Source organism: Sphingopyxis panaciterrulae (assembly GCF_014199295.1).
Lineage (GTDB): Bacteria > Pseudomonadota > Alphaproteobacteria > Sphingomonadales > Sphingomonadaceae > Sphingopyxis > Sphingopyxis panaciterrulae.
On the sequence record NZ_JACIJH010000009.1, the window covers coordinates 12,195 to 34,290 of the forward strand.

Here is a 22,096-nt window from a genome sequence, read left to right on the forward strand (position 1 = left end):
AAAGCGACCTATCCTCCATGCTTGGAGGGAAGGGGGATTTGAGGCGGCGGGCCGTGGGGATTTTGGCCTGCCGCCAGTCCGGCCGCAGACCCCGACCCTCGCGCCCGCATCTCACCTCAAATGCGGAGACACCATCATGGCAGCACAAGCTCCGACCTAACCCCAGCATGAGCCGGGTGCCGCGCGCTGCGCCGCCTCCCGGCTGATCCCCCCATCCTCACCATCAATCCAGCCCGCGCCGACGTTGCGCGCGGCTGCGTGGAGTCACGTCCATGGCACAGTTCCAAATCTCCATCCCGCATCCGGACGGCGAATGGCGTCCGATCACCAACGAATTCGTTTATGCGCCGAGCGGCGACCAGCAATATCTCTGGCCGACCTTCGAAGACGCCGAGGCCGCGCGGCAGCGGCTTCTTGTCCGCGCGCCCCTCGCCCAGATGCGCATCACGCTTGCCGGCGCCGACATTGGCGACCTCGATTGGGAAACCCGCGAGAAGCTGCGGTTCGCCGACGGCACTTACACGCCGACGCCCTGGCATGATGAGCCCTGGTATCAAGCAAAGCATACTGAGCATTTCTGCCATGTCTCGACTGAACAGGCGGGCAAGATCGCTTTCACCGAGAATGCCGCCAAGGGTCAGGTCGACCGGCAACTCGTAATGTCGCCCGGCCGCTATCTCCACCGCCACTTCTCCGAGCATCTCGATAATAATGCGATCGAGGGCTGGTGTGCACGGCTTTCGGTGCAACTCCAGGAGCATGCACTGAAGATCACGCAGGATGCCGATGAGATCGAAGACGTCTATGTCGGCGGTCCGTCGAGTTGCATGGCTCATGATGCGAGCGACTTCGAAAGCTGCTGTCATCCGGTGCGGGTCTATGCCGGCCCCGATACCGCGGTCGCCTATATCGGGTCGCGCGAGGATGCCTCGGCGCGCAGCGTCGTCTGGCCCGAGCGCAAAATCTATACGAGCATCTACGGCGACGTCTCGCGCCTGCGGTTGCTTCTCGAAGAGGCCGGCTACAAGGAAGGCGGTCTCAACGGGGCTCGGGTCCGGCGCATCGAGGACGGCAACGACCTCGTCGTCCCCTATATCGATGCCGGGGACTATCTCGGCGATGACGGCCAATATCTGATCATCGGTCGTGGCAGCATCTGTTCCGATAATACCAACGGACTGTCGCGCGTCACTTGGTATTGCTCGCGCTGCGAGAATGATGACGAGAGCCATGAAACGGTCTATTTCGTGGGCGGTGGCGAAGAAGAGTGGTGTTCCCACTGCCATCAGGATCACACGATCTTCTGCGAGTATAACGAGCGGAGCTACAGCGAAGACGAGACTTTCGTCACCGTTTATTCCCATGGCTCCGAATATACAGTGCTCGAAGACGACGCCTGCAACTTCGGTGCCGTCTTTCTCGATGATCGCGGCGAATGGTGGAAGCGCGATTGTTGCCGTCAGTGCGACGCCAGCGGCGACTGGTTCCACCGCGACGATCTCACTGAATATGAAGGTGAATGGCTGTCGGACGAGCATCTCCCCGAGCCCTTCGACGATGATGATCCCGAACTCGCCAACGCGCATGTCCTCGCCCGGCGGCGGCATCTCGAGGCGATCGCCGCGGTGCAGAATGACGGTCCCGCTGAGGGGCCGATGCCGGCGCGCTTCGCACTGCCGGACGGCGACGAGCCCGAGTTCGCTCGCGAGGCCGAGAATGCCCTTCCCACCCTTGCGATGATCCCGCCGACCCCGGCGGTGACCACCGCACAGCCGGGGGCTTGACCGATGACCTGTGATGTTGCGGGCCGCACCGGCCTTCTCGAAATTCTATCTTGGGCGCGGCCCCACGACAGCAGCGTCGAAATCGCCTTCTGCCGGGAATTCCTCGACAAGATTCCCGGCATGATGAGCGACCCTTTCGGCAACCGCATGCTCACGATCGGCGATGACCCGCGTATCGCCTGGAGCTGCCATGTCGACACCGTCGCCAGGCGCGGCGGGTATCAGGAGGTCACGATCGACAGGGACGGCATCGCCCACCTCGCGAAGGGCAAAGCCGGAATGTCGCTTGGCGCCGACGACGGGGTCGGCGTCTGGATCATGCTCAACATGATCGCGGCGCAGCGCCCCGGCCTCTACCTCTTCCACCGCGGCGAGGAACAGGGCTGCCTCGGCTCGAGCTGGCTCCAGAAGCATAATGTCGCGGTGCTCGAAAATATCGACGCGGCGATCGCCTTCGATCGCGCCGGCTACTCCGACGTCATCACGCATCAGAGCTTCGGGCGAACCTGTTCGGATGCCTTCGCCCAAAGCCTCGCGTTCGCGCTGAATCGGCTCGACCATGATTTTCGGTACGAGCCCGACGACACCGGCGTCTTCACCGACACCAATGAATATGCGGGGATCGTTCCCGAATGTACCAACCTGTCGGTCGGATATCACAACCAGCATGGGCCGCGCGAAACGCTTGACATCGCGCATTGCGAGAAGCTGCTCGCCGCGATGCTGAAGCTCGATGCGTCGACACTCGTGATCGAGCGCGACCCCTCGATCCACGAAGACGATCGCTGGGGCTCGTTCGGCGGCCCTCGCAGTTACCGGAGCTACCACGACGAATATACCGATGCCGTGTCCGAATATCCGCACCTCGCCGCGCGCATCCTGGAAGAGCTCGGGTTCCCGCTGGACGATTTCCGAATGGCCATGTGGGAAGAGGATATGCACGGCGACGGTCCCTATCGCCCTCTCATGCTGTCCTGATCCGCCACGCGAACGGGGCGCTTCACTCCCGACCCGTTCGCCCACCGACATTCCAACCGGCTGCTCCGCCTGGTCCGCTCCGCGCGAATCCTGTGCGCGCTTTGCGCCCGTCCACTCAGCCCATCCGAACGTGGCCGACCCTCCCACAAAACTCCGGGTCACGGGAGGGAAGGGGGAGGGGTGAGGTGAGCAGGCGGCTCGGGGACGGCGGGTGCACGTCCGCGAAGACCAGCCTGCGGCCTTCACAAGGAGACGAACCATGGACGAAACCCAATCCATCTATCCGAGCTCGCTGCCGCTGAACATGATCGTGCAGGGCGATAATCCGCGCCGCTATTTCGACAAGAGCAAACACGACGAACTCGTCGTCTCGTTCGGCATCCGCGGCATCCTTCAGCCGATCCTGCTTCGTCCGAAGGGCGATGTCTTCGCCATCGTTGCCGGTGAACGCCGGTGGCGGGCCGCTCTCGAAGCCTTCAGTCCCGAAACGCATGTGCCCGTTTTCATCCGCGAGATGACCGATCAGGAAGCATGGGACGCCGCGATCGACGAGAATGACAAGCGCGACGACGCCTCCGAGACCGAACAGGCCGATGCGGCCGTCCGGACCCTCATGGCATGCCGGAACGACCGCGCCGAAGCCGCGCGCCGTCTCGGCTGGTCCCGTGACAAGTTCGATCGCCGCATGGCGCTCGCCGAGCTTTCCGATGCCGTCAAGACCGCGCTCGATGAACGCCGCATCAAGGTCGGGCACGCCGAACTCCTCGCCGCCGTTCCCGGCGACAAGCAGGACACGGCCCTCGAGACGATCCTCGGTAATGGCCTCGACGTGAACAAGACGCGCGAGGCGCTCATGCGCGTCACGCAGAATCTCGGCAGCGCCTGCTTCGACAAGGGCGAATGCACGACCTGCCCGTTCAACTCGGCAACCCAGCGCGCCCTGTTCGAGACCCATGTCGACGACGGGCACTGCACGAACCGCGAATGCTTCGAGCTCAAGACCGATGCGCATGAAACGGCCGGGCGCGAAGAACAGAAACGCATCGCGGCCGCGGCGAACGCCGCTGCTCATCCCGCTGCCGATGATGCCGAAAGCGACGATGATACCGCCCGCGAAACGGAGCTTTCGCTTGCCGAGGCGCCCCCCGGCGAACCTGCGGTGCCTGCGACCTCGGCCAAGTCGACGAGCACGTCGTCCCGTACACAGAAAGCGGCCGTCACCGCCGAATCGATCGCCCGCCGCACCAAGGATCTTCGCGAGGAATCGTGGCGAACCGCAGTGGCCCGCGCGCTCGCGCGCAATACCGAAAATGCACAGATTGCGATCCTCGTCGCGGCGATGTCCGGCACGCTGTCGCAGATCAAGGCCGACACGCTGACTTCGCGCGCCGGCCTGCTGGTCGGTGACGGCTTTGCGGACCTCGACTACAGCGCCAGGATCGCGGAAATTCGCGCGCTGCCGACGCCGCGGGCCGCAAACGTGCTCGCCGTCGTCGGCGCGGCATACGCCAAGGACGCGCAAAGCTTCAGCCACGTCGCCGACCTCGCGCGCGCGTTCGACATCGATCTGCGCTGCACATGGCAGGTCGATCAGGCGTTCCTTGAGCAGTTCACCAAGGATGAGCTCCGGCTCATCGCCCAGGAATGCGGCCTCGTCGCGCACATGGGCGAGAAAGGGTTCGCCAGGCTGCTCGGCTCGAAAAAGCCCGACCTCGTTGCGGGCATGCTCAATCGAACCGGCTTCGATTGGGCGGGACGCTTGCCGAGCGCGATGACGCTCGACGGCGCCTACGGCCCGCCTCCCGACGCGGCTCCGATCGCCGAAGCCCCGGCCGCAGGCATCGCCGCCTGATCCCTTTCCCCGAAATTCCAGATGAAGGATTTGCGCCATGCTGATTGAAACTCTGCTCCCGCTGCTCGCGGACTATTCGCTCACACTCGATCTCGTAGCTGCGCCTGACGGCACCGTCACCCTGACCGTCATTCCCCGCAAAGCCGAGGGGGCGACTGCCAAGCTCGAAACAGGCGAGACGCAGCCGATCTCGATCATCGCGGCCGCCCCCGAGATCGATGCCGAACTCGCCAAGGGGGCCGATGGCGCTCTCGGGCAGCTCATCGCGGCGCGAAAGACACTCGCCGAGCAACTCGCCGCGCAGCGCCAGGCAGCCGAAGACGCACGGACCGCCGCGGCTGAGGCGGCGAAGGTCAAGGCCGCTGCGGCGAAAAATACTGTGCCCGCCAGCCCCGCGAAGACGCCGGCGAAGGACGGCCCGCCCGCCGACGCGAAGGCCGACAAACCGGCGACGCTCTTCTGACGGCTTCGCCCGATCCTCTCATCAGCCCGGAGAAATCCCATGCAGATCCATCACCTCACCCGCACCTATCGCTACGACGGTATCGACCTGCCGATCCCGCCGCATCTCGCCGACGACCCGGAAGCCCTGCGCGCCTATCATGCCACCCTCTATCCCGCGATCCTCAACGCCGAGATGGTCGATGCCGGCGTCACGGGCGGCTTCCACGCCACCGAATATCGCCGCGCGGTCGGTACTAAGGGCTGACCGATGCCGCGCCGCAAGCCAGCGATCGTTCCGCCCGCGCCCCGCATGACCCTCAGTCAATGGATCGAGCATGATGATGGCAACGCATCCCGCCTCGCCCGGCCTGCCTGCAACGAACAGGCCGAGGCGCTCCACGCGCAAATCGCCTGCGTCCCGCGTGACTCCGGAAACGGTGCCGCCGACGCGCTACCGCCGCCGCCCGGTATCGGGCTCGCGCCCCTCGGCTGACCTTGCCGGGCGAACGGTCGCCTTGTCGAGCGATATCCCCGCCACCTTCGATCAGCCGCTGGCCGCGCACCACAAGCTGATCGGCGGTTGGGCAATCTCGCGTGACACGGTTGCAGGAAAATGCACCCGCCCCGAAGCCCGGCGGCGTATCGAAGGCATCTTCGAAGCCGCCATCATCGAGATCCTGCGTTCGATCGAACTCGTCGACTTCCGGCTCGCCGTTCTCCACGGCGAAGGTGTCGGCCCGCCCGCGATCGCGGTCATCTGTGACAGCATGGGTCAACTCGACCTTGGTTGGATCGAGACGAGCGATGCCCCGATTCCCTGGCGGGCCGCCGCATATCACGCACTCGAGCAGGCCCTCGCCATTGCCCTCCCGGTATTCGGCTACGACGACCTCTTCGAAGACATCTCGATGTATTATTGGGAAGGCGAGACCGACGACGAGGCCGCGCGGGAATGCCTGATTTCGCATCACGGTGTCGATCCTGACGAACTCGACGAGATGTCGCTGCCGTCGACGATGAACGCGCGCCGGCCCGAATGGATGATCGGCGCGAACGCCGCTCCGACAGCCAGGCTTCCGAAGCGCCTTCGCGAAAAACTGGTCAGGCTCGCGAAAGCGCACCGAGCGCTTCGGGAGCTCGGCTGCGAGGGCAACGCCTGGCACTTCGATCGAGACATGATCTCCGACTATCTTCCCGGCACCGACGAATGCGCGACCCTGCCGCCGCTGACGCTCGTACCCTTCGAGCAGTTCGCGCGCGAGCTCGACGATGTCGGGCGTCACGGCATGGAGATGGGCTTCATGGACGTCGCCGGGATTTGCCCGCTGCCGGATGCCAGCCGGATCGACGACTGGCTCGCGAGCCTTCGCCTCGGCGCTGAACTCCTGATCGCCGCGCAGGAACTGATCCGGCTCGACCCTACCAGATTGTGAGGTTTCCATGTCCAACCACAGTAGCGTCTTCGAGACGACCGCTGGCGGTATGGCGCTGACCAGCGCCATTCTCCTTTACCGCACCGAACGGGCCTACGGAGCCGAGTCCTACGGGGCCGCCCGCGATGCCGCGGCGTTCGCCAGCATCCATGCCGTCGAACAGGATGCCGATGGCCGGCCCGTGATCGCCGCGGGGACCCCGCTATCGCGCGCGCACCTGCGGCAATGGGCCGAAGCGCTCGGGCGGACAGTCGTTCCTGAAATCCTTCCCGCCAACATACTGGTGGCTCACCCGGATATCCTCGCCTGGTGGGTTCCGGCACAGGTGCGCCCGGCTTACTTCGCCCTGTCGACGCCGCCCAAGGGTCTCGAAATTCTCTCGGCCCGCACGATCGTGCCGGTTCCCTATCCCGCGCACCTCTTCGTTGCGACCCGATCGGGCCTCGGCGTCTATGCGCTGCCGGTGAACCGGCGCCCGATGGCCGATACGCGGCTGCTGCACTCCCCGATCCTCAACGTCTTCGTCGAGGGACAGCTTTGCTGGGGCAACATCCCGCGGCCGCGCGCACTTGCCGTGGCGTCGATCCCCGACTTCGAGCGCGCGGTGTTCGACAGCTGGTCAACCCACCCCAATCCCGGTCAGGAATTCACCGTTACCGGAAGAGGTGGCCTCGTCAGGCTTTGGGACGACCTTGCCGCGCGCCGTGCGCGCCGCTTTCCTGTCAGACGCCTCAAATCATTCGATCCCGGCATTCGGCGGCAAGGGCGGAGAACCTCCGCCGAGCCGATGACGTTCGGCAAGCTCATCGAAAGGACAATGCGATGATCGATCTCGCCGATGATCCGACAGCAGCCGCGCTGCTTGCTGTCGTTCCCTGCCATCCGGTCCCGGTGAGCGGAACGTCGCCAGCGCTCGATGCGCTGCGCGCTGCCCGCGCGGGCCACGGCCTCGCTGTTGGCCATGATGGCGTCATGCTCATCCTGCGCCGGCCTTGGCTCGCCGTCGATGTCCCGGTGACGATGCCGATCGCCGTCGATCTTCCCTATGGCAGCATCGGCGAGCCAGGGGCAGTCCTGCGCTGCGGGCTCATCCCCGGCGACTATTTCGGCGATATCCTCGAGCACTTCCGCGCCGCGCTGCCCAATGAAGAGGCTGCGTTCATACTCTGGAATGAAGAAACCGGCGCGTTCGCGCTGCACTTCCCCGTTATCGACGAGGCGACGCCCTCGCGGCTCGTTTACCGCACGCCGGTCCTCGATCATGGCTGGCATGTCGTCTGCGATATCCATAGCCACGGCTCGGGCGCCGCCTTCTTCAGCGCCACCGACGATGCCGACGACGCGCACGTGACGAAGATATCGCTCGTCATCGGTCGGCTCGGCCACCCGGAGGGTCCGCTGATGGCCTCGCGCCTCTGCGCCGGCGGCCTGTTCCTGCCCTTGCCGCGCAGTCCATTCTCGGGAGATATCCAATGCAGACCGATCCCAATCCTCGACACTATCTTCCCGGCACCCTCAACGATCGCTCGATCAGGATACTGCTCGTCGGTTGTGGAGGCAACGGCGCCCAGATGCTGATGGGGCTCGCCTCGCTCGACACCGCGCTCCGCGCGATCTCATCGCGGTCGCTCGACGTCGCGGTAGTCGACGACGATATCGTCACCGAGGCGAACCTCGGCCGTCAGCCCTTCTACCGCTGCGATATCGGCAATTCGAAGGCGCGCACGCTCACCGAGCGGATCAACCTCGCGCACGGGCTCGGCTGGAAAGCGGTTCATGGCCGCGCTCCGGAAGCGATCAGCCTTGAAGGCGCTGATATCCTCGTCAGCTGCGTCGATACGGCCTCAACCCGCCGCGCCCTCGGGGCGGCGCTGGGCGAAGCGCGGTACAAGCCTGCCTACTGGATGGATCTCGGGAACCGCGCGAGCGACGGGCAATATCTCATCGGCTGCCCGGCTCCCGGTGCGGGCAAGGATCATGGCCGCCTTCCGACCGTCCTCGAATATTTTCCCGAACTCGCCGACGATGGCATCCCCGACGACGACGCGCCATCCTGCTCGGTCGCCGAGGCACTCGAGCGCCAGTCACTGTTTATCAACCGAATCGTCGCGAGCCACGCGCTTGCGCTGCTGTTCGATCTTCTCGGGCGCGGCTCGATCGGTCATGCTGGCGCCTTCATCAATCTCGCCAGCGGTCAGGTAGTGCCGATTCCGCTGCCACGCGGCGATTGATGAGGACATTGATCGCGCTGCCGATTTGGCATATGCAATGGCATATACAAGGAGGCCCGTGATGCCCCAGCCATCGTCCCCAGCCGGCGCCAAGGAGGCGAGGCTGTTTCGCAACAACCGCAGCCAGGCGGTTCGTATCCCCGTCGAGTTCGAGCTCCCCGGAGAAAAAGTGCTGATTCACCGCGAGGGCAATCGCCTGGTGATCGAACCGGTGCCGAGCAGGAAACTGCTCGATATCCTTCGCGGTCTTAAACCACTCGGAGCCGAGGATGCCTTCCCGGACGATATCGATACCGGCCTGCTCCCACTGAAGGACGTCGAACTGTGACGATGGCCCGTTACATGCTCGACACCAACATCGTCGCGGATCTGGTTCGAAATCCGCAAGGTGTCGTCTTCGAGCGGATTGCCGAGGTCGGAGGCGATTCCGTCTGCATCAGCATCATCACCGCCGCCGAACTGCGCTACGACTGCGCCAAGCGCGGCTCGTCGAAGCTGCTCAGCCAGGTTGAGGCGATCATGGAAGGTCTCGACATCCTGCCGTTCGATGTCCCCGCCGACGGCGAATATGGCGGCATCCGCGCCGAACTCGAAGCCGCCGACAAACCGATAGGCCCCAACGATCTCCTGATCGCCGCACATGCCTATGCGCTCGGTTGCATCCTGGTCACGGCGAACGTCGCCGAGTTCACCCGCATCCGCGGCCTCCAAGTCGAGAACTGGCTCGTCTGACTGCCTGACTGAAAAGGGCGTCCGCGCGGAGGTCTGATCCCCGGCGCGACCCACCCATCCACTTGCCATCGGTCAGGCTCATCCGGCCGCGCTGCCGCGCGGCGCCGTCCCGCGATGGGCCGCCCCCGGTTCATTGTCCGCACCGGCGATCCGCTCCAGCCGTTCCGCCCCCATCGTGCCGTGATCGCCTGGTCGAAGACACCCTCACGCCGATCAACCTCCTGAAATACGCTCGCCCCGAAGGAGGGGAGAGGGGCGCGAGAATGGGATCGGTTCGATCCGCTTCGGCGGCGACCGCTCGGCATCACCTCAACGCCGGTCGCCGCGCACCCCACATTCCTCCTGAATGAGGAGGCTTTCGCGCGCGTCCGCCACCCGGGACATGCACGATGACCCCTCACCACGAACACATCCGGACGATCTGCAAGCTGCTGCGCTCCTGCACCTATCGCTACGACCTCCACGCCCTGTTCTCCGATTGCATGGAGGCCGCCGCCATCGCGATGTCCAACGCCATCGACCTTGCCAATCGGGACGCCCGCGAGAAGCGCTATCTCGATATCGTCGGCCGCTACGAGCGCGATGTCGTTGATGTCTTCACTAAGGTTCTCGCTGAAATCGTCCTCGCGCTCGAGGCGGGGCCCGGCGACGTGCTGGGCGTGGCGTTCGCGGAGCTCGGACTCGGTAACGCGGCCCGCGGGCAGTTCTTTACCCCATACCCCATATGTCAGCTCATGGCAGGCACCCTCGGCGCAGCCGACCAGCTTGCCGGGATCATCGAAAAGAGCGGCTTCGTGCGCGCGCTCGAACCGGCCTGCGGCGCGGGCGCGATGATCATCGCGCTGGCTGAAATCATGCGCGCGCAGGACCTCAATTATCAGCAGCAACTCCACGTCACCGCCATCGACATCGATCCCCGCGCCGTCCACATGGCTTATATCCAGTTCACGCTGATGCACATTCCCGCGGTGGTGATCGTCGGGAACTCGCTCTCCATGGAGATGCGCGAGCATTGGTATACGCCCGCGCATATTCTGGGTGGATGGTCCGCGAAGCTTGCGCGCCGCGATGCCGAGGAGACCGCCCGCCAATTGATCGATCCCGCGCCGGGACGGGATGCGCCTGTGGCAGCGCCATGGCCGGACGATGGGACGGAGCCGCGCCAGTTGCGCCTCTTCTGACCGTCCGTCGGTTCGCTTGAAACGCCCGCATGAACTGACTATATATCTGACTAGTTTTTACGAAAGGTCCAACCCGATGAATATCTGGCCCGTTCAGGACGCCAAGGCGCGTTTCAGCGAGTTGCTCGCCACCTGCTTGCGCGACGGGCCGCAACTCGTCACGCGGCGCGGTAGCGAGGCCGCCGTCCTCATCCCGATGAGCGAATGGCGCCGCCTCCAGAAATCCGCTACGCCGATGTTGAAAGAGCTTCTCCTGTCCGATGAGGCACGTGCCGACTTGCAGATCCCGGCGCGCGGGCGTTTGCGGCGCCGTCCGTCAGCGGATATTTCCTGACCCATGTTCCTCCTCGACACTAACATCGTCTCGGAATTGCGTCGGCAGCGTCCCCACGGTGCTGTGCTCGCGTGGCTCGAGAATATGGCGGATCAGGACCTGCACCTCAGCGCGGTGACCCTCGCCGAGATTCAGGCCGGGATCGAAATTACGCGCGAGCGGGATGCGGACAAGGCGGCCGAGATCGAGGGCTGGCTCGATCAGGTCTCGAGCACATACAACATCCTCGCTGCCGACGCCGTGATATTCCGGCAATGGGCAAAGCTCATGCACCGCCAGCAGGAGCATCTGATCGAGGACGCGCTGATCGCCGCCACTGCCCTGGTTCACGGCCTGACCATCGTGACGCGCAATGTCGCTGATTTCGAGGGCTTCGGTGTCGGCTTGCTCAATCCGTTTTCACCTGTTTGATCAATATCCGGCGAAGGCTTTGATGTGGCAACGGATCTACGTCGTCGTCGCCATGCAACTGCTCGTGTTCGTGCGCATTCATTTCGCGACGTTCCGGATGGCTCTGCGCGAGTGGCCGGTCGCGGTTGCGGGCAAACAGGGTTCCCACGTTCTTGATCCTGAATTCCCGGGTTAGACCCGGGCGCGGACAGAGGCGGGGAGAGGCGCGCGCGCCGTGGGAGGTGCGGATGCCCGCTGCGCGGGCACCGGGCTCTATCTCCGCTTCGCTCCGACCAAGCCCCTTCGGGTCTTGGCGGCTTCGCCGTAACGATCCCTTCCGCCGGGCAGGCTGCACCTGCCCGTGTGCAGGCGGTCCTGTGGACCGCGCGTTTTTCTTTGAGGCGGGCCGCGTCGGGGACGCCGCGGCCCGCATCGCCTCCCGACAAGGGTCGATCATCGCACACAGAGCCGCCTTCGCCAGTATCGCTGGCATGCCGGAGCTGGAGCGGGGGCACGAAGGCTGCCTCCGCAAGCTTCGCTAGGTGAAAATCGGCCCGCCGACGGGATCGTCATGACCCAAATGGGTCGGCAGGCCGATTTTCACCAAGCTCCGCATAGCGCAGCGAAACGTCCTTCGTGCCCCCGCTCCACCCCCGCCACTGGCGCTCCAGGCGAAGGCGGCTCCGTGCGCGATGAACGACGAGCCCAGCCGCGTCGTCCGGCGATCAGGATGGCAGATTGCCCTTCGGGCAATGCGTTTCCCGTGAGCCGCTGACGCGGCCGTGTCGGCTCAGGCTCACCATGCACGATGAAAAACTGTCAAGAAAACAATGGGCTACAAGTAATTTAGGGAAGGGGGTAAAGTATTTGTGCAGTCGGGGATTGGCCCCGAAGGCGCATTGTTTGGAGTAAGTGACATGGCGAATGGCAATCAGATCACCGTTGGCGGGTTCAAAGACACCGGCGGCCTCGTTACAGGCTGGGTCAGCACCGCGCAGATCAACGCCCAATATGTCGAATTGCGCCCCGTCGAGCGTCGCAGCGAGCGGAGCCCTTCCTACGAGGCATGGGCGCGCGGCAGAGAAGGCAATCTCTATCATCTGGGAACGCTGTGGCCGCGCCAGATGCGGCGCGATGGTTCGTGGTTTCATGGCGGTTTCATCACCGATCGCGGCAAGGGTGTCTCGATGGACGTCGCTGTCTTTGGCGACTTCGCGGTCGGCGCTGACATGGTATCGAAGGAAGATGGCGACGATTATGTCTCCGGTCGCGCCCAATCGTCGGGCGGCAGCGATCAGCGGCAGGGCAATGGCGGCTTTTCGGGCGGTAGCACCGCAGGACCGAACGGCGAATATGTCGGCGATCACGGCGGCGGCGCGAACGGCTTTCAGGACTATTCTGGCGGCATGACGGGCGGCGCCCCGATGAACGGCGGCGATAAGGAACTGGACGATGACGTCCCGTTCTAAGCCGTGAAGCAAGGCGGGTCAGGGGGGCGCTGGAACGCTCCCCCGACCCTAAGCCGTCAACCCGTTCAACGGAGTAGCACCCATGACCAAGTTTGCAGCCTTCCGCTCGGTTAGCAGCTTTGCCGAGCTTCCGAAACTTCTGGCGGCGCTTGTCGCCACCCGTCCCGACGATGGCGACGAGCGTTTCAGCCCCGAAATCGAGCATATGCAGGACGATGACGGCGCGGAGCGGTTCACGCGCGGCGACCTTAGCGGCCACTATGCCGAGACGCTGGAGGCCGACCCGTTCGAGGCTTCTTTCGGCGACCCGCTTCCGCTGACCATCATCGAACCCGGCGAGGAACCGGACGAGCATTATATGCCAACGCCGTTCGAGGCGCAGGCCGAATGCGGCGGCATCATCGCCACCATCTTCGACCTGTTCACCGATACGCGGCTCGACCCGCTCGCCCCCGAAATCGCATGGGGTTTCGTCAACAGCTTCCATTTCGTCGCGGGCAAACTCGCGAACCGCGAGGATGGACTGGAGCGGGTCATTCTCGACATGGCGCGGCGGATGGACGCGAGCGAGGTATTCAATAGCGAACTCGAACAGAAACAGCTTGAATGTCAGTCGGTCGCCGAGCAGCGCGCCGCCATCGAGGCGATGCGCGACTATGCGGCGGCGATGTATCGGGCCTGTTCGGGTCGCGCATGGACACCGGCCAAGGGATCGAAAGCCTCGCACGTCACCAGCGCCAGCCAGATCGCCGCGCTCGACTTCCTGCGCGCTCGCGCCGAAAAGCGTCGCGACCGCTACGACCCGCAGGGGCCGACCGTGGTCATTTCGGGGCCACCCGACTGGCACGACTGGCAAATCATCTATGACCAGCTTTCGGCCATCAGGGCGCGCATCCCGAACATGGTGCTCGTGTCCATCGGGGGGCGTAAGGGGGTTCCCGCCATCGCCGCCGCATGGGCTGCGCGGGAGCAAGTCCCCTGCGTCGTTTTCGGCCTCTATGGGCGGGGCAAGTCGGCGGCGTTCGACCGCAACCGGCAGGTGAACAAGACCCAGCCCGTCGAGGCCGTCATCTGCGAAGGGTCGGGCATCCAGTCGCACCTTTACGACCTGTTCAACCCGCAGGACGGGGGACGGCGCGTCCCGACACACGTCATCATGCGCGCCGATCAGGCACCTTGTCCCCCGCTTCCCAAGTCGCGGCGTCTTGCCGCGTGATCCCCTGCGGCTCGCCCATGCGGCGGGCCGCTTCCATCGGGATAATTATCATGGTCAGAGGCTACGGCAGTTGCATCGAATCCGGCGGCATGGAACTCGACGACGAACGATTTGAGGCACCTTGCCCGTCATGCGGCGAACTCGCGCGGCACCACTATTTCCAGCAACTCGACGGTGGCTCTATCAACGCCTATCGCACCATCGACTACGATCATTGCGGCCACAGCAGCGGTTACGACTTCTTTCCCGACTGATTAGCGACATTGCAGCAATTCCATGAAGGGTCGGCGCGGCAATCCCGCGCGCGGCCTCTTTTCGTGCGCTTCGCGCACGGCGGGGGAAACCCGAACGGTTTTCCCCACGCCGCTCCTTTTGTCGGGCCTGGCGGCCCTCCAACGTCGCTCCCCTTTCCGCTAAGGAAGGCGGTGGCTCAGGGCGCGGGCGTCGCGCTCAGGACGGAGGTCGCAGCGCCTTGAGAGCCGTCAGCGCGGCGTTCCCGCCAACACGCAGGACCTGCCCCAGCACATCGCGAAAATCGCGCTCCGTGAGGTCCTCGATCGGCATATCCGCGACGATGCGCGCATATCGCGCTCGCACCTGCGCCCGCGCCGCTTCGATTTCCTCACCGACCTTTTTTTGGCGCTCGACCAAGTCGGCTAACCGGTCGCGTTCCGATTTTTTCGGCATGACCATTTCTCCTGAATATGGTCTGCCCGCCTGCCCGAGAGCCTTGCGCGTCCATCGGCGCGATGCAACCCCACCCACATCAGAATCATGGCCCCGCCCGCCTTTGCTATGCGGACGGCACAGCGAGCAAGTCGCTGCGGGGGGCGAACGCACGCCCTGCGGGCGATCAATGCACCCTACGCACCCGTGCTGCTCATAAATGGTGTTATTTCAACAGCTTGTTCGCGTTTTGACCAAGCTGTCAGGACACATTCTGAATCAATTCTTCCAAGAGATCAAGCTTTTCGTATTGCCTCTTGACTGTGGAACAAAAGTAGAACAAAACATGTCTTGTAATCTGTGGCGTTACAGGGCACATTGAACATGAGAGAAGCTTTTGGGGGTTTCATGGCTAAGGACGGCTTGTCAGAACCGGCGGGACATCCCGGCGGCTTTGTGAAGAGCCAGATCGTCGACGGCCTAGGCTTGTCGGTTACTGATGCGGCTCAAGCGTTGGGGGTGACGCGCCCCGCGCTTTCGAAGTTTCTCAATCAACGCGCTGACCTTTCCTCAGAGATGGCTCTGAGAATTGAGAAGGCTTTTGGCGTGTCAATGGATGCCCTGATGCGGATGCAGAATGCGTTCGACATTGCCGAGGCCCGAAAGCGCGAACGGGAGATAAAAGTTCGCCCCTTTCGGCCTCGCAAACCGGCAATGGCTGGCAAACCAGTAAACTAAGGGGCCGAAACATGACGAAGCATATCGTTCAGTTCGATAATGAAAACGAACTGGCCTCAGCGGCAATAGCATTGGGCGCGCTCAATGCGGGCGGGGAGTTGTCCGGCGCTGAAATGCAACTCGCCGATGCGGCCGTTTCGCGTAAGGTGTCAAAGGCACAGGCATCGCATTTGCGCGATGCGATCCTGAATGGGGAAGACCCGTTGGGCGACAGTTTTTCGTTGCTTCGGTCCCCCGAACTTCGCCGCGAAAATGGAGCCACCTACACACCTGCGCCAATTGTGCAGACAATGATTCAGTGGGCTATGTCTAACTGCACTCCAGCGCGTGTCATCGATCCGGGTGTTGGCTCGGCCAGATTCCTTGCAGCCGCAGGGGCCGCATTTCCCAAGGCTGAGCTCGTCGGCATAGATGTTGATCCTCTTGCTACGTTGATGGCTCGGGCTAATCTTGCCGTTTCTGGCATGGGGGAACGGTCCCGCGTCATTTTGGGCGACTTTCGGGATTTTGATGAAAAGATTGCGGGAAAAACGCTCTACATCGGCAATCCGCCTTATGTTCGGCATCACCAAATTGAAGCCAAATGGAAAAGCTGGCTCGCCGACAAAGCCGGCGAGTTGAGGTTATCCGCAAGCAAATTGGCAGGTTTGCACGTCTATTTCTTTCTTGCGACGGCGGCCAATGCGAAGCCGAATGATGTGGGTGCTTTCATCACTGCGGCGGAATGGCTCGACGTAAACTACGGGTCGCTTGTTCGTTCGCTCGTGCTTGGCGACCTTGGCGGCAAAAGCGTCACCGTTATTGAACCGACCGCCCAGCCCTTTCCTGATGCGGCCACCACGGCTGCCATCACGACCTTTGAGGTTGGCGCGTCACCGACCTCAGTCAATTTTCGTCGCGTCGACAGCCTCGTTAAACTTGGAGATATTGCTAAGGGACGCAAAGTGCATCGAGATCGGTTGGCAACTGAAAGCCGCTGGTCGCACCTTACGCGCGTGTCCGAACGCCCCCCCGAAGGCTTCGTAGAACTGGGAGAAATCTGCCGGGTCCACCGCGGGACGGTAACGGGAGCAAATGGGGTCTGGATTGCGGGTCAGCATAGCATGGGACTGCCTGATTCAGTGCTCTTCCCAACTGTAACGCGGGCTCGCGAAGTGCTCGATGCGGATGGCCTGCTTACCGACGCAGGGAAATTGCGGCAGGTTATCGATTTACCCGCTGACCTTGATGAACTCGATACCGTAGAGCGCAATGCTGTGCTGAAATTTTTGAAGGTCGCGCGTGAGATGGGTGCGAATGCTGGCTACGTCGCTCAGAATAGGAAAGCTTGGTGGTCCGTAGGTCTTCGCGCTGCCGCCCCGATCATCTCGACTTATATGGCGAGACGCCCTCCGGGGTTTGTGATCAATAAGGCTGACGCTCGGCACATCAACGTCGCACATGGTCTTTATCCGCGCGACACTATGAATGAGACGGTGAAAAAAGCACTAGTCGCATATCTCCAAGTCAATGTATCTCAGCGTTCGGGGCGCACTTATGCTGGTGGGCTTACAAAATTTGAACCACGAGAAATGGAGAGGCTGATTGTTCCTAGCCCCTCCATGTTGGCAAACGGGGTAACAGCGTGATCGATCCGCCAGTTTGGGAAGATGCCCAACTCGAGAGTGATTTACACGAAGCCAAGACTGCATTCTCCAAGGAACGGCTTGAAGAGCCGCTTGAAGATTATCTTGACGCGTTCGACGAGTATCAAAGTTATGTCGAAGAGATACTTGAAGCTACCGTTGATCTCTCTCAGATCGAACAAGTCGCGCTGGACGTTCTCGGCGACGCACGTTTGCTTGAAGCGTTTCGCTATTTAGCGGGGCCACCGATTTCGCAGGATGATTTGAAGGTTCTGGCAGAGGCTAGTTCACTTACGCTGGCGTCACTGCAAGCGTCCCCCGAACTCGTCCAGCGCCTGATAGCGGTTGTGCGTCAAGTGTTAGACCGACGACGTTTCGCTTGGGTGGTTGAAGAGCGCGAGCCCACCGAGGCAGAACGAAACGCGGCAGTTATGGCTTCTGCGGCGCTTATGGCGGCCAGTCGCGCGCAAACGAAGCGCCGGACCTTGGGCAAGGAGACGCAGGAAGGACTTGTTAAACAGGCACTTCGAGACCTTGGGTTTGTCGAAGTTCCATCGCGAAAAATCCCCAATATCTCCTTGGCGCCAGAGCCGGGTCAGTTTTGTGGCGAGAGTATGCTGGGCAATCGTAAGGCCGACATTGTACTCCGCCTTTGGGATCATCGGGCTATGCCGATCGAGTGTAAAGTTTCCAATTCGTCGACAAATTCGGTCAAGCGATTGAACAATGATGCGGCGGTGAAGGCAACGAGTTGGAAAACCGATTTCGGCCTTCGACAAGTTGTGCCCAGCGCCGTATTAAGTGGCGTTTACAAACTCCACAATTTGAAGGATGCGCAAGAGCGTGGGCTGACAATCTTCTGGGCGCATAATCTTCAGGCGCTGACCGATTGGATCATCCAAACGAAGAATTAATACGGTACGATTTACCTGAACTTTTAGCCCGCATCGGCGGCCGTTCTTTCGAGCATCTCAATACGTTCCAAACACACCGCTTCGACGATGCGCGCCAATTCTTCGACGCGCTCGCCAAGCCATGCGAGTTCGTCGGCGTCGATCCGATAGTGCTTCGAGTATCGGGCCTTCACATAGGCGTCTTTCAGCTTCTCGAAGCGCGCCCGGTCGGCGCGCCCCTCTCGCGGCCATGCGTCGATCAGGCGCGGGTCGATCCGTTCGGCCTGCGTCCGCAGGAACGTCAAATTATGAACGTGCGGCGTGTAGAAGGTGCAGACCAATAGCGCGCAATGGTAGAATCGTTCGGAGGCCTGATGCAGTTGAAATGCTGCGTTATTGAGCCAGCCTTCGCTCAACGCGCTGCGATAATGATGCAGGAATTGTAAACCGGTGGGAAACCACTCGTCGAAATATTCCCGTGCCATGTCGAGCGCGGCATGGGGTGTCTTGGGTTTCGGCTCGGAAAATTCGCTGTCGTCGGACTGGTAGAGACCGATGCCGTCGCGGGCTACGTCCATGAAGAAATAACGGCCTTCGGCAAGGCCGTTGTTCACTTCGCCGACGCTATGGACGATGAAATTCACCGGCGTCCGCAGCGTCTTGGTCACCGATAGTTCGCGGATCAGCCGGTCATCGAGCTTCGACCAATATTCGATGCGATCGGTCAGCCGCTGATCGCTGACGACGATGAGCAGATCATAATCGGACTGGTAGCCCTTGGCGGTATGAGGTTCATCGACCCAGCCGCCGCGCGCATAGCTGCCGTAGAGGATGATCTTGGTAATCCGGCCCTTCTTCTTCCAGCCTTGGGTCGCGAGCGCCAGAGCATCCTCGAACTCCTCGAAGATGATTTGCACGACGCGTTCCAATTCGCGCTGCTTATGCGGGGGAAGATGGTCGAGGCCTGTTCGCATGTCGCCGTCACCCTGTAGGGGCGCTTGCCGAATGGCAAGCGCCAACCACAGTCATCGCCGCCAGAATTGCCACCGGCGCGGACGCCCCACCAGCAAGATTCTGGTCATTAGACGAGCGATGGCCTTCTCCACGCGCTTGGCGCTGATGCCATGTCGTTCGGCCAGTTCCTCATAGCTCGCATTGTCGAACCGAACCGCGAGGAATATATCGCGGCCGGGGGGCTTTGCGCGCGCGATGACGTCTTCTATCTGGCGCATTAGCGCGTCGGGCTGTTTTTCGATCAGGTTCATCAAATCTTCTCCTGTTGAATCGTCATCGCCCTCCATTGGGCGGACGACAGGCGGGTTATCGGACGGACGGAACGGAAAGCGGGCCATTTTCGTGCCTTTCTTGCAGATGCTGATAGGTGTTTCGCGGGTGGGCGTGGTGGCTCGCCCAAATCCAAGCCCCGATTTTCTCAGCCGCAGCGAGTAGCGCGGCGTCGGCGAGGTGGGCGTAGCGGGCCGTCATCTGCACCCGCCGATGACCGAGCAGCCGCGAGGTCGAGAACAGCGTCTCGCCCGACATGACCGCGTGGCTGGCGAAACTATGGCGCAGGTCATGGATACGCAGCGCCGATGGCAATCCCGCCTCCCGCCGGATCGAGAGCCACGCGGCGCGAACGGTCTCCGTATGCTGCCGCCTCGCGAGCGGGAACACCGGCGCTGAGGGCGCGCGGGACGGGGAGCGGGCGCGGTGGGATTTCAGGAAGCGGCGGACGGGGACGCCGAGCGGCACGTCGCGCGGCCCGGTCTTGCTGTCGCGCAGCCGCAGCCGATCCGGCAGCACGTCGCGCCATTCCAGATCGACCGCTTCGCCGACCCGGCAACCGGTGAGGGTGAGGAAGCGCAGCAGCGCCGCCGCCGTGCAGCCGGTCGCCATGCGGGCATCCAGCACCACGCCGAGCCGTCCCATCTGGCGCTCGCTCAGAAAGGTGCCGACGACCTTGCGCCGGTTCATCCTGACACCCGTTACCGGGTTCAGCCAACCATCGGGCAGATGGCCCCACGCCTTCGCCGCGCCGAGCATCTGGCCGAGGATGCCGAGGGCGCGATTGGCCCCGCCGGGACGGCGGGCGCTATACCCCTCGAACCAGCGCATCACGTCCGGGCGGGTAATCGTGTCGAGCCGCTTGCCGCCGAAGGCGGGCAGCAATTCGCAGCGGACATAGGTCTGATAGGTTTTGAGCCCCGCCGCCTTGTAGAGCGCGGCCCATCGTCGCTCATGTTCCGTCTGGAATATCTCGAACAGGGGAGCGGTCGACAGCGTGGGCGGCGGCGCGGCATCGGCGGACAGCAGAGCGGCGGCGATTTGCCGCGCGTCCTTTACCGGGATGGCCGGGAATGCGCCGAGCGAATGCCGCACGGGCTTTCCGTTCACCCGCGCGCGCATGATCCAGCTTCGCGCACCGCATGGCTGGACGCGCAGGGCAAGCCCCGGCTGGCGCAGATCGCGCAGGGCATATTCGCGCGGCTCGGGCTTCGCTCGCGCGCAGAGGGAGTCCGTCAGGGACAGGCGCAGGTTAGGCATGACGCGCCTCCCCGGCCTTGCCGCGCAGGGCGCGGTCGATGATGCCCGATACCCGGGTTGCCGACCTTGCCAGCGCGGCGGTCGAGAGGTGGGCATAACCAAGGGTGCTGTCCAGATCGTGATGACCGAGCAATTGCCCGACGAGCCGCAGGTCGATCCCGTTCGACACCGCGACCGACGCGAAATGATGGCGTAGGTCATGGACCCGCAGCGACCCTAAATCGGCCGCCGTGCGGATCGCGGTCCAAGCCCGGTCAAGGTTCCTGACAGGACCGGCCCCGTTCGGAGCGGGAAACACCAGCGGCCCGGTCGCCGCTGTCTTGCGAGCATCGAGGATCGCCCGCGCGGGGGCGTTGAGCCAGATCGTGCGCGGTCCGGTCTTGGAGTCTTCCAGCGCCGCGCGCGGTCCCGCGATGCGGTCCCATTCCAGCCCCAATATCTCGCTCCGGCGCGCACCGGTTAGCAGCAGCAGGCGCAGCGCGTCACAGGCATCGGGAAAACGGGCTTGCACGGCGTCGAGCGTCGCCCACAGCCGTTTGACCGTCGCGGCGGGAAGCAACTGCCCTCGGTGTCCGCGCTGCTTCTTGCGAAGCCCTCGGCAGGGGTTCGAGCCGGGTTCGCGCAGGCCGTGATCCTCGGCATAGAGCATCAACCCCGACAGGGTGGAAAGCGCCATGCGCGCGGCGGTGCTTTGCGCCGACACGTCGAGGTGCCAGCGCGTCACCTCTTCGGGGGTAATATCGCGCACCCGTCGCCGTCCCAAGGCGGGGAGGATATGCGTATCGGCAGCGGCGCGCATGATGCCGAGGGTCGAAGGCTTCCACCGCCCCTTTGTTCCCGACGCGAGGAAGCGCGGCAGCATGTCCGCAACGCGCGTGTCGCATCCGAACAGCGGCGCGGAGGAGGTAGGGGCGGACAGGGTGGGCGAGGAAGCAGGGTGCATCCCGGCCATCCGCCGAGCCGCATCGAGCGGGATCAGCGCGGCGCTGCCGAGGGTGCGGCGCGTGGTCCGTCCGCTGGTCCTTTCGAGCAGCACCCACGAGCGCGCGCCGGAGGCGCGAAGGCGCAGGGCAAGCCCCGGCGTCTTCGCGTCATGCAGCAGGCGCTCGCCCGTCGCGGGCAGGTCGTAGGACGCAATATCGATGGCGGCGAGGTTAATCGGTTTAACGCGTGGCATGGCGTCATCACTCCATAAATCCCGGCCCCGTGGGGCCGGAGGGAGCGCGTCTTGGGGTTGTTCCCCAGGACACGCGGGGATTTATGAGCGGGACGGGTTTGGAAGGGTGCTCGACCGGCCTTCGGCCGATCATCGCCGATCTTTCGGGGTGGAAATTTCCCTATCCAGATCAGCTATTTGTTGCCCGCCGGGAAGCGATTCGGTGCGCGCACTCGCAAGCTCATGCGGTGGCCGGACTCACTCCCGATGGTCGTAATTTGTAATGCACCCTACGCACGGGTGCTGCGGAGAGTATTCGCAAGCTATATCAATGTATTATGCCCGTATTTCTCCCATTTGGGGGTGGCGCCAAATGTCCGACATGACAGACAAATGCGTCGGCACTTGTCGGACACGATCCCTAAGCCAC

General features: G+C 63.2%; 26 protein-coding genes. 21 read left to right on the forward strand and 5 right to left on the reverse strand.

Translation table 11 applies throughout. The annotated features are described in order from the left end of the window. Positions 1-272: 272 nt before the first annotated feature. The 18 genes from FHR21_RS13270 (at position 273) to FHR21_RS13355 (ending at position 14,298) form a co-directional block, all read left to right on the forward strand. Positions 273-1,784 carry a hypothetical protein gene (locus tag FHR21_RS13270; RefSeq protein WP_184099093.1) on the forward strand — a complete coding sequence of 504 codons (1,512 nt, stop codon included), beginning with the start codon at positions 273-275 and terminating at the stop codon, positions 1,782-1,784. 3 nt (positions 1,785-1,787) lie between these two features. Next, positions 1,788-2,762, forward strand: coding sequence for a M28 family peptidase (locus FHR21_RS13275; RefSeq protein WP_184099095.1), 975 nt, complete (start codon positions 1,788-1,790; stop codon positions 2,760-2,762). Positions 2,763-3,021: 259 nt separating this feature from the next. After that, positions 3,022-4,614, forward strand: a complete 1,593-nt coding sequence (locus FHR21_RS13280) for a PRTRC system ParB family protein (RefSeq protein ID WP_184099097.1) — start codon at positions 3,022-3,024, stop codon at positions 4,612-4,614. 37 nt (positions 4,615-4,651) lie between these two features. Then, a complete protein-coding gene (locus FHR21_RS13285; protein WP_184099099.1) occupies positions 4,652-5,077 on the forward strand; it encodes a PRTRC system protein E in 426 nt (141 codons plus the stop codon). A 39-nt stretch (positions 5,078-5,116) separates the two neighbouring features. Further along, a complete protein-coding gene (locus tag FHR21_RS13290; protein ID WP_184099101.1) occupies positions 5,117-5,323 on the forward strand; it encodes a PRTRC system protein C in 207 nt (68 codons plus the stop codon). A gap of 70 nt (positions 5,324-5,393) precedes the next feature. Next, entirely contained in the window at positions 5,394-6,491 is a 1,098-nt protein-coding gene (locus FHR21_RS13295) for a hypothetical protein (RefSeq protein WP_246427219.1), read from the forward strand. Between the two features lie 7 nt (positions 6,492-6,498). Next, positions 6,499-7,317, forward strand: a complete 819-nt coding sequence (locus FHR21_RS13300) for a PRTRC system protein B (protein WP_184099103.1) — start codon at positions 6,499-6,501, stop codon at positions 7,315-7,317. Continuing rightward, positions 7,314-8,069, forward strand: coding sequence for a PRTRC system protein A (locus FHR21_RS13305; RefSeq protein WP_184099104.1), 756 nt, complete (start codon positions 7,314-7,316; stop codon positions 8,067-8,069). Before FHR21_RS13300 ends, FHR21_RS13305 begins: the two co-directional genes overlap by 4 nt. Next, positions 7,964-8,722: a PRTRC system ThiF family protein gene (locus tag FHR21_RS13310; protein ID WP_184099106.1), complete on the forward strand. Its 759-nt coding sequence runs from the start codon at positions 7,964-7,966 to the stop codon at positions 8,720-8,722. The genes FHR21_RS13305 and FHR21_RS13310 overlap by 106 nt, the downstream gene beginning before the upstream one ends. 61 nt (positions 8,723-8,783) lie before the next feature. Continuing rightward, positions 8,784-9,050, forward strand: coding sequence for an antitoxin (locus tag FHR21_RS13315; RefSeq protein WP_184099108.1), 267 nt, complete (start codon positions 8,784-8,786; stop codon positions 9,048-9,050). Positions 9,051-9,052: 2 nt separating this feature from the next. Beyond that, entirely contained in the window at positions 9,053-9,454 is a 402-nt protein-coding gene (locus FHR21_RS13320; protein WP_184099366.1) for a type II toxin-antitoxin system VapC family toxin, read from the forward strand. Positions 9,455-9,843: 389 nt separating this feature from the next. Beyond that, a complete protein-coding gene (locus FHR21_RS13325) occupies positions 9,844-10,635 on the forward strand; it encodes an N-6 DNA methylase (protein WP_184099110.1) in 792 nt (263 codons plus the stop codon). Positions 10,636-10,711: 76 nt separating this feature from the next. Then, positions 10,712-10,969, forward strand: a complete 258-nt coding sequence (locus FHR21_RS13330) for a type II toxin-antitoxin system Phd/YefM family antitoxin (RefSeq protein ID WP_184099112.1) — start codon at positions 10,712-10,714, stop codon at positions 10,967-10,969. A gap of 3 nt (positions 10,970-10,972) precedes the next feature. Then, positions 10,973-11,380, forward strand: a complete 408-nt coding sequence (locus FHR21_RS13335; RefSeq protein WP_184099114.1) for a type II toxin-antitoxin system VapC family toxin — start codon at positions 10,973-10,975, stop codon at positions 11,378-11,380. A gap of 22 nt (positions 11,381-11,402) precedes the next feature. Beyond that, complete coding sequence (locus FHR21_RS13340) at positions 11,403-11,555, forward strand: hypothetical protein (protein ID WP_184099116.1); 153 nt, start codon at positions 11,403-11,405, stop codon at positions 11,553-11,555. Between the two features lie 721 nt (positions 11,556-12,276). After that, positions 12,277-12,828, forward strand: coding sequence for a DUF736 family protein (locus FHR21_RS13345; protein WP_184099118.1), 552 nt, complete (start codon positions 12,277-12,279; stop codon positions 12,826-12,828). Between the two features lie 205 nt (positions 12,829-13,033). Beyond that, on the forward strand, positions 13,034-14,044 hold the full coding sequence (locus tag FHR21_RS13350) for an SLOG family protein (RefSeq protein ID WP_184099368.1): 1,011 nt from the start codon (positions 13,034-13,036) through the stop codon (positions 14,042-14,044). A 50-nt stretch (positions 14,045-14,094) separates the two neighbouring features. After that, positions 14,095-14,298, forward strand: coding sequence for a hypothetical protein (locus FHR21_RS13355; RefSeq protein WP_184099120.1), 204 nt, complete (start codon positions 14,095-14,097; stop codon positions 14,296-14,298). Between the two features lie 196 nt (positions 14,299-14,494). Here FHR21_RS13355 and FHR21_RS13360 read toward each other — a convergent pair whose 3' ends face one another. Then, positions 14,495-14,731: a hypothetical protein gene (locus FHR21_RS13360; protein ID WP_184099122.1), complete on the reverse strand. Its 237-nt coding sequence runs from the start codon at positions 14,729-14,731 to the stop codon at positions 14,495-14,497. Between the two features lie 387 nt (positions 14,732-15,118). Between FHR21_RS13360 and FHR21_RS13365 the strand changes: the two genes are divergently transcribed. From FHR21_RS13365 to FHR21_RS13375, 3 genes are read left to right on the forward strand one after another with little or no spacing between them, the layout of a single operon-like run. Continuing rightward, the gene (locus FHR21_RS13365) at positions 15,119-15,448 is read left to right on the forward strand and encodes a HigA family addiction module antitoxin (protein ID WP_184099124.1); all 330 of its coding nucleotides are present in this window, start codon (positions 15,119-15,121) and stop codon (positions 15,446-15,448) included. Positions 15,449-15,459: 11 nt separating this feature from the next. Next, positions 15,460-17,076 (forward strand): Eco57I restriction-modification methylase domain-containing protein, encoded by a 1,617-nt coding sequence (locus FHR21_RS13370; protein WP_184099126.1) that lies wholly within the window; start codon positions 15,460-15,462, stop codon positions 17,074-17,076. Next, positions 17,073-17,987, forward strand: a complete 915-nt coding sequence (locus FHR21_RS13375; RefSeq protein ID WP_221235171.1) for a XamI family restriction endonuclease — start codon at positions 17,073-17,075, stop codon at positions 17,985-17,987. The genes FHR21_RS13370 and FHR21_RS13375 overlap by 4 nt, the downstream gene beginning before the upstream one ends. 23 nt (positions 17,988-18,010) lie before the next feature. On the opposite strand, the gene FHR21_RS13380 is transcribed toward FHR21_RS13375, so the two are convergent. From FHR21_RS13380 to FHR21_RS13395, 4 genes are read right to left on the reverse strand one after another with little or no spacing between them, the layout of a single operon-like run. Continuing rightward, positions 18,011-18,940, reverse strand: a complete 930-nt coding sequence (locus FHR21_RS13380) for a nucleotidyltransferase and HEPN domain-containing protein (protein WP_184099372.1) — start codon at positions 18,938-18,940, stop codon at positions 18,011-18,013. Positions 18,941-18,991: 51 nt separating this feature from the next. Continuing rightward, complete coding sequence (locus FHR21_RS13385) at positions 18,992-19,231, reverse strand: sigma-70 region 4 domain-containing protein (protein ID WP_221235172.1); 240 nt, start codon at positions 19,229-19,231, stop codon at positions 18,992-18,994. A 55-nt stretch (positions 19,232-19,286) separates the two neighbouring features. Then, on the reverse strand, positions 19,287-20,510 hold the full coding sequence (locus FHR21_RS13390; RefSeq protein ID WP_184099130.1) for a site-specific integrase: 1,224 nt from the start codon (positions 20,508-20,510) through the stop codon (positions 19,287-19,289). After that, positions 20,503-21,687: a tyrosine-type recombinase/integrase gene (locus FHR21_RS13395; protein ID WP_184099132.1), complete on the reverse strand. Its 1,185-nt coding sequence runs from the start codon at positions 21,685-21,687 to the stop codon at positions 20,503-20,505. Before FHR21_RS13395 ends, FHR21_RS13390 begins: the two co-directional genes overlap by 8 nt. Positions 21,688-22,096 lie beyond the last annotated feature (409 nt).

Coding starts and splice junctions, on each gene's coding strand:
- FHR21_RS13270 (WP_184099093.1), top strand. CDS start 273: ATGGCACAGTTCCAAATCTCCATCCCGCATCCGGACGGCGAATGGCGT.
- FHR21_RS13330 (WP_184099112.1), top strand. CDS start 10,712: ATGAATATCTGGCCCGTTCAGGACGCCAAGGCGCGTTTCAGCGAGTTG.
- FHR21_RS13335 (WP_184099114.1), top strand. CDS start 10,973: ATGTTCCTCCTCGACACTAACATCGTCTCGGAATTGCGTCGGCAGCGT.
- FHR21_RS13370 (WP_184099126.1), top strand. CDS start 15,460: ATGACGAAGCATATCGTTCAGTTCGATAATGAAAACGAACTGGCCTCA.
- FHR21_RS13320 (WP_184099366.1), top strand. CDS start 9,053: ATGGCCCGTTACATGCTCGACACCAACATCGTCGCGGATCTGGTTCGA.
- FHR21_RS13355 (WP_184099120.1), top strand. CDS start 14,095: ATGGTCAGAGGCTACGGCAGTTGCATCGAATCCGGCGGCATGGAACTC.
- FHR21_RS13285 (WP_184099099.1), top strand. CDS start 4,652: ATGCTGATTGAAACTCTGCTCCCGCTGCTCGCGGACTATTCGCTCACA.
- FHR21_RS13365 (WP_184099124.1), top strand. CDS start 15,119: ATGGCTAAGGACGGCTTGTCAGAACCGGCGGGACATCCCGGCGGCTTT.
- FHR21_RS13380 (WP_184099372.1), bottom strand. CDS start 18,940: ATGCGAACAGGCCTCGACCATCTTCCCCCGCATAAGCAGCGCGAATTG.
- FHR21_RS13345 (WP_184099118.1), top strand. CDS start 12,277: ATGGCGAATGGCAATCAGATCACCGTTGGCGGGTTCAAAGACACCGGC.
- FHR21_RS13300 (WP_184099103.1), top strand. CDS start 6,499: ATGTCCAACCACAGTAGCGTCTTCGAGACGACCGCTGGCGGTATGGCG.
- FHR21_RS13315 (WP_184099108.1), top strand. CDS start 8,784: ATGCCCCAGCCATCGTCCCCAGCCGGCGCCAAGGAGGCGAGGCTGTTT.
- FHR21_RS13385 (WP_221235172.1), bottom strand. CDS start 19,231: ATGAACCTGATCGAAAAACAGCCCGACGCGCTAATGCGCCAGATAGAA.
- FHR21_RS13280 (WP_184099097.1), top strand. CDS start 3,022: ATGGACGAAACCCAATCCATCTATCCGAGCTCGCTGCCGCTGAACATG.
- FHR21_RS13295 (WP_246427219.1), top strand. CDS start 5,394: ATGATGATGGCAACGCATCCCGCCTCGCCCGGCCTGCCTGCAACGAAC.
- FHR21_RS13275 (WP_184099095.1), top strand. CDS start 1,788: ATGACCTGTGATGTTGCGGGCCGCACCGGCCTTCTCGAAATTCTATCT.
- FHR21_RS13360 (WP_184099122.1), bottom strand. CDS start 14,731: ATGCCGAAAAAATCGGAACGCGACCGGTTAGCCGACTTGGTCGAGCGC.
- FHR21_RS13350 (WP_184099368.1), top strand. CDS start 13,034: ATGCAGGACGATGACGGCGCGGAGCGGTTCACGCGCGGCGACCTTAGC.
- FHR21_RS13290 (WP_184099101.1), top strand. CDS start 5,117: ATGCAGATCCATCACCTCACCCGCACCTATCGCTACGACGGTATCGAC.
- FHR21_RS13305 (WP_184099104.1), top strand. CDS start 7,314: ATGATCGATCTCGCCGATGATCCGACAGCAGCCGCGCTGCTTGCTGTC.
- FHR21_RS13390 (WP_184099130.1), bottom strand. CDS start 20,510: ATGCCTAACCTGCGCCTGTCCCTGACGGACTCCCTCTGCGCGCGAGCG.
- FHR21_RS13395 (WP_184099132.1), bottom strand. CDS start 21,687: ATGCCACGCGTTAAACCGATTAACCTCGCCGCCATCGATATTGCGTCC.
- FHR21_RS13325 (WP_184099110.1), top strand. CDS start 9,844: ATGACCCCTCACCACGAACACATCCGGACGATCTGCAAGCTGCTGCGC.
- FHR21_RS13310 (WP_184099106.1), top strand. CDS start 7,964: ATGCAGACCGATCCCAATCCTCGACACTATCTTCCCGGCACCCTCAAC.
- FHR21_RS13340 (WP_184099116.1), top strand. CDS start 11,403: ATGTGGCAACGGATCTACGTCGTCGTCGCCATGCAACTGCTCGTGTTC.